Genomic DNA, 10,136 nt, shown 5'->3' on the forward strand with positions numbered 1-10,136 from the left:
GCGGAAAGCACCGCCAGCTGGCAGGTGAAGGCCTTGGTCGAGGCGACGCCGATCTCCGGACCGGCGTGGGTCGGCAGCAGCAGGTCCGCCTCGCGCGCCATCGTGCTGGTGGGCACGTTGACGACGACGGCAATGGTCTGCCCGGCCGCCTTGCAATGCTTGAGCGCGGCGAGGGTGTCGGCCGTCTCGCCCGACTGCGAGATGAAGAGGGCGAGGCCGCCGTCTTCCAGAACCGGGTCGCGGTAACGGAACTCGCTGGCCACGTCGATATCGACGGGTACTCGGGCGAAAGTCTCGATCCAGTACTTCGCGACCATGCCGGCGTAGAAGCTGGTGCCGCAGGCGACGATGGTGATGCGCTTGACCGAACCGAGGTCGAAATCGATCTGCGGCAGCGCTACCGACTGGTCGACCTGGCGCAGATAGCTGCGCAGCGTCTGGGCGACCACGGTGGGCTGCTCGAAGATTTCCTTCTGCATGAAGTGGCGGAAATTGCCCTTCTCGATCGCCACGGCCGACGCGCCGGAGGTGACGACTTCGCGCGTCACCGGATTGTTGTCGGCGTCGTAGATCGTCGCGCCCTCACGGGTGATGACGACCCAGTCACCTTCCTCGAGGTAGGTGATCTTCTGAGTCAGCGGGGCGAGGGCCAGCGCGTCCGATCCGAGGTAGGTCTCGCCATCCCCGTAGCCGACGACCAGCGGCGAGCCGAGGCGGGCGCCGATCAGCATGTCCGGGAAGCGGCGGAAGGCGATGGCCAGCGCGAAGGCGCCGCGCAGCTGCGGCAGGACCGCCTTGACGGCGTCTTCCGGCGATACGCCCGCTTCGACCTGCTCGGACACCAGATGCGCGACGACTTCGGTGTCGGTCTGGCTCTCGAAGGTGCGCCCGCGCGATTCCAATGCCTCGCGCAGCGGCTTGAAGTTCTCGATGATGCCGTTGTGGACGAGCGCCAGTTCGGCGGTCGCGTGCGGGTGGGCATTGGCGGCGGTCGGCGCGCCGTGGGTGGCCCAGCGGGTATGGGCGATGCCGGTCAGGCCCGGCGCCGGATCACGCGCCAGTTCCTTGACGAGGTTCATCAACTTGCCCTCGGCGCGGCGGCGCACGAGCTGGCCGTCAAACAGCGTACAGACGCCCGCGCTGTCGTAGCCGCGATATTCCATCCGGCGCAGGCCGTCGACCAGCCGGTCCGCCACGTCTTCCTTGCCGACGATGCCGATGATGCCACACATGAGATTAAGTGCCTTGGTCTAGAGAGAGTAGGGGACGCGGATGCCCGGCATGCTTGCCGGAAAATCCTTGGTATTTCGTGTAACCAGAATGCGCTGGCGCACTTGCGCAGAGGCCAGGATGATCGCGTCGGGCAATTTCAGTTTCGGTCGCTCACGTCGCAGCGCTGCGGCATGGCGAGCGATCTCCGCATCCACTTCCTCGATCAGGAAGCCGGACAGGAATATCTGTATGTTCCTGAGAGTTGCGCCGCCTTCCTTGGAAAGAACCTCAGTCCAGACCAGCCTGCTTATGCAGGGCCGATCAACACGTGCGATCTCGGCGTGGGCGGGCGGAAAACCGTTCAGCGCATCGATCAGGATATTGCTGTCGAACGAATAGCCGCTCATTCCGCAGACGGCTTCCGGCCGGATTGGGCGAGATAATGCGCGCGTTCGCGGTCATCCTGCTCGTCGAAAAGGTCCGGAAATTCGGCCTTCACCTCTTCGTAGTCGTTATCCCACGGCCGGGTCCACGAAGCGCGCTCGCGGCGTTGCCAATCTATTGGATCGCCGATGTCCTGGCGGTTCTTCCAGATGCCGAAAGCCTGATCCAGCCAGTCCTTGCCGCTCGCCGGCTGCGCCTGGGCCTTGTAGGTCGATACCGCCTCGCGCAGGACCGAGGCGCGCGACTGGCCGAGTTCGGCGGCGCGGGCGTCGAGCCAGCGGATGTCCTCGTCGGGCAGGTCTGCGAGAATGCGCGTCATGATATCGCGATATCATATCGTGATATCATCGGCAAGGCGGATGTATCGTGAGCCATGGCAGGACAGTGTCGGATTGCCGATGACCGGGCGCTGTCCTGCACATTACATTCGCGTCATCAATCGCCGTCGATGAGGTTGCCCAGCGAGCCCAGCAGCGATCCCTCGCCGCGGTTCTGACCGCCGGTCGAGCCTGCCGCCGCCAGCATCCGCCCGGCGAGCCGCGAGAACGGCAGCGACTGGATCCAGACTTTCCCGGGGCCGCGCAGGCGAGCGAAGAACACGCCTTCTCCACCGAAAATCATGGACTTGACGGAGCCTGCTCGCACCACGTCGAACTCCACGCTGGGCTGGAAGGCGGCGACGCAGCCGGTATCGACGTGGAGTTCTTCTCCGGCGCGAAGCTCGCGCTCGATCACGGTGCCGCCCATCTGGACGAAGACCCAGCCGTCGCCTTCCAGCTTCTGCATGATGAAGCCTTCGCCGCCGAACAGGCCGGTCATGATGCGCTGCTGGAAGTGGATGCCGATGGACACGCCGCGCGCGGCGCACAGGAAAGCGTCCTTCTGGCAGATCAGCCGTCCGCCGACTTCGTCCAGCTTGATCGGCAGGATCGAGCCGGGGATGGGCGCCGCGAAGGATACGCGCGCCTTGCCTGAGCCGCGATGCGTGAAGACGGTCGTGAACAGGCTCTCGCCGGTGACGAGGCGCTTGCCCGCGCCCAGCAGCTTGCCCATGAAGCCGCCGCCCTGATCCGCCGAGCCGTCGCCGAACACGGTGGTCATGTCGATGGAGGCGTCCTTCCAGACCATCGCCCCGGCTTCGGCCACCGCGCTTTCGCCGGGATCGAGTTCGATCTCGACGAACTGGAGTTCTTGGCCCTTGATCTCGAAATCGACGTCGTCGGAAAGCGATGAACTGCGCGTATGGCTCCAGGGGCTGTTTGCCATCGAAAATCTCCGTCGTCGGCCCACCAGCGGGCCATGTGCGATGAGACGAGGGTTTGATTTCGGCAAGATGACTTGTCAAACCGCGCCGGTCGGATATTCTTCGCAGTTCAACGAACACTGTCTGACGATTGGCCCACGTAGAAGGGCTCGGCACAGACCGGCGCGGTATCGGTGTTTTGGGGAGAGGAAAAACACCGATGAACGCTCGAATTGCGTCTTCCGTTCTTGTTTCGATTTTCATCGCGGGAACGGCTCATGCCGAACCCGTGCAGCAACAGCCGCATCTTGTGGCGGCCAGTTTCGCACCCGCCGCGCGGGTGACGGATACCCGCTTCGACGCCGCCGCCCATGTCCAGCAGGGCTACGATCTGATCCGTCAGGGCAAGCAGGCGCAGGCGGTCAAGCTGTTCGACAAGGTCATCGCCGATGCCGACCAGCGGCTTTCCGGCGATTTGCGCCCACGCCTTTGCCGTGATGGCGGAGCGGCTTCCGGTGCCACTGTCGAAGTCGATCCCGCGCTGTGCGAGGCGCATTTCGGCAAGGGCTTCGCGCTCATCGATCTCGGTCGCGGCGATCTTGCCGAGGCTGAATTGCGGCAGGCCTCGCAGATGGCGCCGGGCAATGCCCATTTCGCCAACGAATATGCCGAACTCTTCAAATCGCGCCGTGACTGGCAAGGCAGCTACGATCTGTTCGCCAAGGCGTGGGCCGTGGTCGACAAGTCCACGACCGGCAAGGACGCACGGATAGCGGCGCGCGCCCTGCGGGGGATGGGTTTCACCAAGGCGGCGATGGGGCAGTATGACGAGGCGGAGAAGTTCTACGACCAGTCGCTGCAGTACGATCCCAAGAGCGAGATCGCCAAAGTAGAGCTGAGCAATATCGCGCGCAGGAAGGTGATTGGATCGTAAGACAGCAAGGCGTTTGAAGACAAAGCCCGTCATCCCAGCGAAGGCTGGGACCGCTGTCAAATCTTTAGGCGCTACGTTGCGTTAGCACTTTGCAGCAGAGGGTTGGGCTCTACGCGGCCAGCGGTCCCAGCCTTCGCTGGGATGACGGGCGCTGTCCTTTGACGTCAGCTCAGCCCTTCAACTCGGCCTTTTTCTTCTTCATCGCGTCGTGGAAGCGGTCGGCCCAGCCGGGCTTGACCAGTTGCTCTCCGCGCACGAGACGCAGTTCGCCATCGGCCACGTCGCGGGTGACCGCGCTGCCCGCCGCCACGATCGCATCGGCGCCGATCTTCACGGGCGCCACCAGCGCGCTGTTGGAGCCGATGAAGGCGCGTTCGCCGATCACAGTCTTGTGCTTGAAGTAGCCGTCATAGTTGCAGGTGATCGTGCCCGCGCCGATGTTGGCGCCCGCGCCGACCACCGCGTCGCCGAGGTAGGTGAGGTGGTTGGCCTTGGCGCCTTCGCCCAGCACGGCGTTCTTCATCTCGACGAAGTTGCCGATCTTGGACCCGGCCTTGAGCACCGCGCCGGGCCGCAGGCGAGCGTAGGGTCCTATGGCGACGCCGCTTTCGAGCGTTGCGCCCTCGAGGTGCGAGAAGGCGTGAATGACGACGTTATCGGCGACGGTCACACCGGGGCCGAACACCACGTTGGGCTCGACGGTGACGTCGCGGCCGAGCTTCGTGTCCCAGGCGAAGAATACGGTTTCCGGCGCGATCAAGGTCACGCCGTCGGCCATGGCCTGCACCCGGCGCTTCTTCTGCCAGCGCCCTTCGGCTTCGGCGAGTTCGCCGCGGCTGTTGATGCCGCCGACTTCGTCCGGGTCGGCAGTGACGATCACCGCGCAGGCGCGTCCTTCGAGCGTGGCGATATTGACGATATCGACGAGGTAATACTCGCCCTGGGCGTTCTCGTTGCCGACTTTGGCGAGCAGGTCGAACAGATCGGCCGACTTCACCGCCATCAGGCCCGAGTTGCACAAGCGGCAGGCGCGCTGTTCCTCGGTGGCATCCTTGTACTCGACCATCATCGCGATGCGCCCGTCGTCATGGGCGAGCACGCGGCCGTACTGCAGCGGGTCTTCGGGCTGGAAGCCGAGCACGACCACTGCCGGGGCATCCTCGGCATGGAGGCGGGCGATCATCGCGTGCATCGTCTCTTCGCGGACAAAGGGCACGTCGCCGTAGAGGATCAGCACGTCGCCGTCGAACCCCGCCAGCGCGCCCTCGGCCTGTTGCACCGCGTGGCCGGTGCCGAGCTGCGGCTCCTGCACCGCGATCGTCGCGCGGCTCCCCAGCGCCTTTTCCAACTGCTCGCGCCCATGCCCGGCGACCACGACCTGCCGCTCGGGAGCCAACTGCGCGGCGCTCGCCAGCAGATGTTCCAGCATCGGGCGGCCGGCTACGGGATGGAGCACCTTGTGCAGGTCGCTCTTCATGCGGGTGCCCTTGCCGGCGGCGAGGACGACGATTGCGAGGGGGTTACTGGCCAAAGTCATGGGTGCTCTCCTGCCAGCAAATTGTTGCGGTTTCCATCCCGAGCCTGCACTGCTTGGCGCAATGACCAGCTTTCCTTTTCAGATCGTCGGTTTCGACCTCGACGGAACCCTTCTCGACAGTCTCGGCGACCTTGGCCACGCGGTCAATCACGCCCTTTCTCTGGAAGGCCGCCGACCGGTCCCGCGCGAGGAAGTGCGCGGGTTCGTGGGCGGCGGCGCGCGCAAGATGCTCGCCAATGCGCTCGTCGCGACGGGCGGCGCGGTGGACGATGTGCGCTTCGAGGAACTGCACGATGCGCTGCTCGCCTTCTATGAGGCGAACATCGCGGTCGAGACCTGTCTGTTCCCCGGCGGCACGGCGATGCTGGACGAACTGGCGGCGCGCGGCGTGAAGATCGCCGTCGTCACCAACAAGCTGGAGCGGTTCGCCACGAAGATCTTCGGCGAACTCGGCCTGTCGGAGAGGTTCTACACGGTGATTGGCGGCGACACCCTCGGCCCCGGCCGGGCCAAGCCGCGTCCCGACCTGCTGCAGCTCATGCTGGAACGCGGCGGGGAAGGGCGTGCGGCCTATGTCGGCGATACCACGTACGACACGCGCGCAGCGGCGGCGGCGGGGCTGCCGTGCGTCGCAGTCAGTTTCGGTTTCAACGACCTGCCGCCGGGCGAACTCGGCGCGGCGGCGGTGATCGATCATTTCGACCAGCTCGTCCCCGCGCTCGAGCGGATCGGCAACAACGCGGGGCCGATACCCGCCTGACCCGCTTGCCCGCCCGGCGGCTTCGTGCGAGCCCTCCGTTCGAAAGAGGGAGAGCCGACGATGCCGACACCGGGTGAGAAGCTGCGCGCGCTGATCGAGAACGGCGAGCATTTCGTCGCCGCCGAGGCCTACAGCGCGCTCACCGGGCGGATTGTGCAGCAGGTCGGATTCAAGGCGGCCTATCTTGGCGGCCATGCCTGCTCGGCGTTTCACTATGCGGTGCCCGACAACGGCATCTTCAGCCAGATCGAGCAGATCGATCAGGCGGGCCGCATCGCGCAGGCCATGGATATTCCGCTGATCGCCGACGCCGATACGCTGGGCGAGACGGTGGCCGATGCATACCGCTTCACGAAGATGTACGTCGCGGCGGGGATCGCCGGGTATCACGTCGAGGACGAGGTGAACCCCAAGCATTCCAAGCACGTCAACGGCTTGTGCTCGATCGAGGAGATGCAGTGCCGGATCGAGGCCGGGGTGAAGGCGCGGGGCGACTCGGGCCTGGTGATCATCGCGCGCTGCGATGAACTCTACACCAGCGCCAATGGCGGCGGCGGTTCGGGCTCGGTGGAAGAGGCGATCCGGCGGGGGCACGCTTATGCCGAGGCGGGGGCCGACGCGATCGTTTTCGCCAGCGCTCCGCCCGAGCAGCAGGGCGAGGTCATCCCGCATATGCCGATCCCGGTTTGCACGCTTGGGTTCAACTTGCCAGATACGGGGTTCACGCTTTCGACCGGGTGGGGCTGGGTCTCGGCGGCGGTGAACCACCTGAAGATGGCGCGCGAACTGATGGAAACCGGCTCGGTCGCCAGCGCGATGGACGCTTTCCGGAACTTCCCCGAGAAGTACGACCTGATCGATCAGAAGCTGTATGATGATCTCATCGTCGACTGGGCGGAGCGGACCGGCAAGCCGACGCGGCCCAATCACGCGCGGTAACGAATCCGGGACTGAGGGCAGCTTGCATTGCGGGGGCTTCGACAAGCTCAGCCTGAGCGGGATTTAAAGATCCGCTCTCAAACCCGCGCAGGCTGAGCTTGTCGAAGCCCCGGCCCATAGCGCCCGCCTAAAGACCGCCAGCGGTCCCGGATCAAGTCCGGGACGACGAGTCACTTCGGCTCCGTCACATCCTTCGGCAGCGCCAGCACCTCCAGCCCGGCCTCGGGCGTGAGGTAGCGCTGCGCCATCGCCTGCACGTCCGCCGGGGTAAGCGCCAGCAGCCGTTCGCGCGCATTTTGGAAACGCTCGATCCGATCGGGCTGGGACTGCGCGTGGTCGACGAGTGCCATCCAGCCCGCATTGCTCTTGAGCGCGTTGGCGAGGCTTTCGATCATCGGCTGCCGCGCGCGCAGCAGGATGTCGGCGCTGACCGGGGCCTTGCGCAGATCGTCCAGCACCTGCCGGATCGCCGCGCGTGTCGCGGGCACTTCGGCGACGTCCACCGAGGCGTTGACCGAGAAGGTGCCATAGCCTTTCCACTCGTGCGAAAGCTGGCTCGATGCCGAGGGCGAGTAGGCCTTGCCCAGCGCCTCGCGCAGTTGGTCGGTCAGTTCGACGCGCATGACCCGTTCCAGCAGTTCGAGTTCGAGCGCCTCGACCGGATCGGCATCGTCGCGCGTGGGCCAGGTGATGCGCAGCAGCGCCTGATCGGCCGGGCCGGTATGCCGCACGATCCGCGCCGAGCGATCCTTCGCGAAGAGGCGCGGGGGCTGGCCGGTCTCGCCGTGGAAGACCGTCTCGCGCGCGGGTAGGGCGCCGAACGTGCGGGCGACCAGCGCGATCGCGGCGTCTTCGTCGACGTCGCCGACGAGGCCGATCTCGATCGCGCCGCGGGCTAGCCGATCGCTCACGTCGGTCTTCAGCTTGGCATAGGACAAGTGGCGATAATCCTCGACGTTGCCGAGGCTGAAACGCGGGTCGTCGTCGCTGAGGATGCCGCCGATGCGGGCCGCGAGCGCGGAGGCCGGGGTCGCATCAAGCTGCGCGAAGTAGTTGTTGATCGCCTGTCGATAGCGCACTTCGCCTTCGGGCCGGTAACCGGGGTCGGTGACCAGCGCGGCTAGCAGCTGCAGCTGGATTTCGAGGTCGCGCGGGGTCGTCGTCACCCGCGAATCGAAGCTCGCCGCCGCGCTCGACAACCCGAGCCCGACGCTGCGCCCGGCGAGAATCGTGTCGAGCGAATCGCGGCTGTGCTTGCCGAGGCCGCCATCGTCGAGATTGGGCACCAACTGCGTCGCATGCGGGTTCTCGCGCGTGTTCAGCCGGTCGCCGCCGTCTATGGCGAGGCTCACGCGCACGCGGTCCTTCTCCAGATCGGTCTTGCGCAAGTTCAGCATGACCCCGTTGGCGAACCGCACCTCGCGAATGCCGAGGTCTTCGCGCCGGGTGTCCGACACGACCTGCCCTGCCGGGCCGAAATCGGTGTACGCGAACTGCGCGGTGTCGGCGGCGGCTTCCTTGTCGATTTTCGCGCGCATGACCTCGCTCCAGACGTCGCGCAGCGCGGTTTCGCCGCCTTCGGGCGCCTTGCGGCCCTGGAAGCGGATCAGCGGCGCATCGAGTGTCAGCGCCTCGCGCTTGAGCGCGGCCAGCACGGCGTCGGGGGTGATCTGCGGGGCGAAGCGCTCGAAGCGTTCCAGCCCCGACTGCGGGGTGGAGGGCACCATCTCGTCATCGACCAGCGAGAGCGCCAGTGCCGTCAGCATCGCATTGCTGCGCGTCGAGGCCGAGGCTGCGGCATTGACGATGCCGGTGCGCACTTGCGCCACCTGTTCGGCGACTTCGGCCGCCGAGAAGCCGTAGGCGAGGGCGCGGCGGTATTCGATTCCGGCTGCCTCCAGCCCGGCGCGCCACTTGCCGTCCACGGTGTCGATGATGATGCGGGTCGAGCGCGCCGCCTTGAACACGTCGCCGGTGCCGAAGCCCGCCCCCCGAAACGGCGGCTCGGCGCTGCGGGCGAGGCGCTGGAGGCGGCGGTTGACGATGTCGTAGCCGATCGAGCGCAGCAGCGTCTCGCGGCGCTCGGCGATCGAGTCGGGTTCGTCCTGATAAGTCCCGTTGCGCTGGACGGTGACGCGCTCGGACAAGGCCGGGTCGAGATAGACGCCGGTGCGCGCCTTGTCCTTCGCCTTGACCGGGCCGGGGAAGGGCTGGGGCTCGGCGGGCCTTGCGGTCCAGTCGTTGAAATGGCGCAGGATGCCGGCCTCCACCGCAGCGACGTCGAAATCGCCGACCACCACGAGGGTGACGTGGGCGGGGACGTATTCGCGTTCGTAGAAGGCGCGCAGGGATGCGGCGTCGGCGGCGTTCAGGGTTTCGACGGTGCCGATGGGAAAGCGCTGGGCGTAGAGCGACTTGGGGTAGAAGAACCGCGTCGTGTCGATGGCGTTGCGCAAGGCCCAGGAATTGCGGTCGCGCATTTCCGCCAGCACGACGCCGCGCTCGCGGTTCACCGCCTCCTGCGAGATGGTGAGATTGCTCGCGGTCTCGCGCATCAGCATCAGCGCGGTGTCGATCAGAGCGGGGTCATTGCGGGGCAGGTCCAGCTTGTAGAGCGTGCGGTCGAAGCTGGTCGAGGCATTGGTGTCGGCGCCGAAGGCCAGCCCCTCGCGCTCCAGCAGCGGCACCATCTGGCCCTCGGGCACGCGCTGCGAGCCGTTGAAGGCCATGTGTTCGAGGAAATGCGCGAAGCCCTGTTCGGCAGGGGATTCGTCGAGCGATCCCGCCTCGACGTCCATGCGCACGATCGCGGTTCCGGCGGGCGTCGCGTTGTGGCGGACGATGTAGCGCATGCCGTTGGCGAGGCGGCCGAAGCGGAAATCGGGATCGACCGGGATGTCGCTGCGGTCGAAGGCCCAGACAGCCTCTTGGGCGGGTTTGTCCTTTGCAGCCAGTGGCATGGGAGCCAGTGCGACAAGGAGCGCGATCAGGGAAACTCTCATCGCCTTGAGGAGTGCCAAGGCCGGAAGGCGAAGGCAAGTACGTTCCTCCCTGTCGCGCAGCGATG

At 66.1% G+C, this 10,136-nt stretch carries 9 protein-coding genes; 3 read left to right on the forward strand and 6 right to left on the reverse strand.

The features are described 5' to 3' along the window. From glmS to LH128_RS24110, 4 genes are all read right to left on the reverse strand, one after another. A partial coding sequence (gene glmS, locus LH128_RS24095) for a glutamine--fructose-6-phosphate transaminase (isomerizing) (RefSeq protein ID WP_008832304.1) occupies positions 1-1,232 on the reverse strand: 1,232 nt, incomplete at its 3' end. An 18-nt stretch (positions 1,233-1,250) separates the two neighbouring features. Beyond that, a complete protein-coding gene (locus tag LH128_RS24100; RefSeq protein WP_008832305.1) occupies positions 1,251-1,619 on the reverse strand; it encodes a type II toxin-antitoxin system VapC family toxin in 369 nt (122 codons plus the stop codon). Then, positions 1,616-1,975, reverse strand: a complete 360-nt coding sequence (locus LH128_RS24105) for a ribbon-helix-helix protein, CopG family (protein ID WP_008832306.1) — start codon at positions 1,973-1,975, stop codon at positions 1,616-1,618. The genes LH128_RS24100 and LH128_RS24105 overlap by 4 nt, the downstream gene beginning before the upstream one ends. A 116-nt stretch (positions 1,976-2,091) precedes the next feature. Next, the gene (locus LH128_RS24110) at positions 2,092-2,922 is read right to left on the reverse strand and encodes a TIGR00266 family protein (RefSeq protein WP_008832307.1); all 831 of its coding nucleotides are present in this window, start codon (positions 2,920-2,922) and stop codon (positions 2,092-2,094) included. Between the two features lie 266 nt (positions 2,923-3,188). On the opposite strand from LH128_RS24110, the gene LH128_RS24115 reads away from it, so the two are divergent. Beyond that, the gene (locus LH128_RS24115; RefSeq protein WP_327195252.1) at positions 3,189-3,833 is read left to right on the forward strand and encodes a tetratricopeptide repeat protein; all 645 of its coding nucleotides are present in this window, start codon (positions 3,189-3,191) and stop codon (positions 3,831-3,833) included. Positions 3,834-4,002: 169 nt separating this feature from the next. Here LH128_RS24115 and glmU read toward each other — a convergent pair whose 3' ends face one another. Next, positions 4,003-5,370 carry a bifunctional UDP-N-acetylglucosamine diphosphorylase/glucosamine-1-phosphate N-acetyltransferase GlmU gene (glmU, locus tag LH128_RS24120; RefSeq protein WP_008832309.1) on the reverse strand — a complete coding sequence of 456 codons (1,368 nt, stop codon included), beginning with the start codon at positions 5,368-5,370 and terminating at the stop codon, positions 4,003-4,005. Between the two features lie 61 nt (positions 5,371-5,431). Here glmU and LH128_RS24125 point away from each other — a divergent pair, with 61 nt between their 5' ends. Both LH128_RS24125 and LH128_RS24130 read left to right on the forward strand, forming a co-directional pair. Next, positions 5,432-6,130 (forward strand): HAD-IA family hydrolase, encoded by a 699-nt coding sequence (locus tag LH128_RS24125; RefSeq protein WP_008832310.1) that lies wholly within the window; start codon positions 5,432-5,434, stop codon positions 6,128-6,130. A gap of 60 nt (positions 6,131-6,190) precedes the next feature. After that, a complete protein-coding gene (locus LH128_RS24130; protein WP_008832311.1) occupies positions 6,191-7,069 on the forward strand; it encodes an isocitrate lyase/PEP mutase family protein in 879 nt (292 codons plus the stop codon). A 170-nt stretch (positions 7,070-7,239) separates the two neighbouring features. Here LH128_RS24130 and LH128_RS24135 read toward each other — a convergent pair whose 3' ends face one another. Then, entirely contained in the window at positions 7,240-10,071 is a 2,832-nt protein-coding gene (locus LH128_RS24135) for a M16 family metallopeptidase (protein WP_036522808.1), read from the reverse strand. Between the last annotated feature and the right edge of the window lie 65 nt (positions 10,072-10,136).

This window comes from Sphingomonas sp. LH128, from assembly GCF_000293195.2.
In the GTDB taxonomy this organism is placed as follows: domain Bacteria; phylum Pseudomonadota; class Alphaproteobacteria; order Sphingomonadales; family Sphingomonadaceae; genus Novosphingobium; species Novosphingobium resinovorum_A.

Excerpts from the sequence above, each read along its gene's own strand:
- LH128_RS24100 (WP_008832305.1), bottom strand. The coding sequence starts at position 1,619 with ATGAGCGGCTATTCGTTCGACAGCAATATCCTGATCGATGCGCTGAAC.
- LH128_RS24105 (WP_008832306.1), bottom strand. The coding sequence starts at position 1,975 with ATGACGCGCATTCTCGCAGACCTGCCCGACGAGGACATCCGCTGGCTC.
- LH128_RS24110 (WP_008832307.1), bottom strand. The coding sequence starts at position 2,922 with ATGGCAAACAGCCCCTGGAGCCATACGCGCAGTTCATCGCTTTCCGAC.
- glmU (WP_008832309.1), bottom strand. The coding sequence starts at position 5,370 with ATGACTTTGGCCAGTAACCCCCTCGCAATCGTCGTCCTCGCCGCCGGC.
- LH128_RS24125 (WP_008832310.1), top strand. The coding sequence starts at position 5,432 with ATGACCAGCTTTCCTTTTCAGATCGTCGGTTTCGACCTCGACGGAACC.
- LH128_RS24130 (WP_008832311.1), top strand. The coding sequence starts at position 6,191 with ATGCCGACACCGGGTGAGAAGCTGCGCGCGCTGATCGAGAACGGCGAG.
- LH128_RS24135 (WP_036522808.1), bottom strand. The coding sequence starts at position 10,071 with ATGAGAGTTTCCCTGATCGCGCTCCTTGTCGCACTGGCTCCCATGCCA.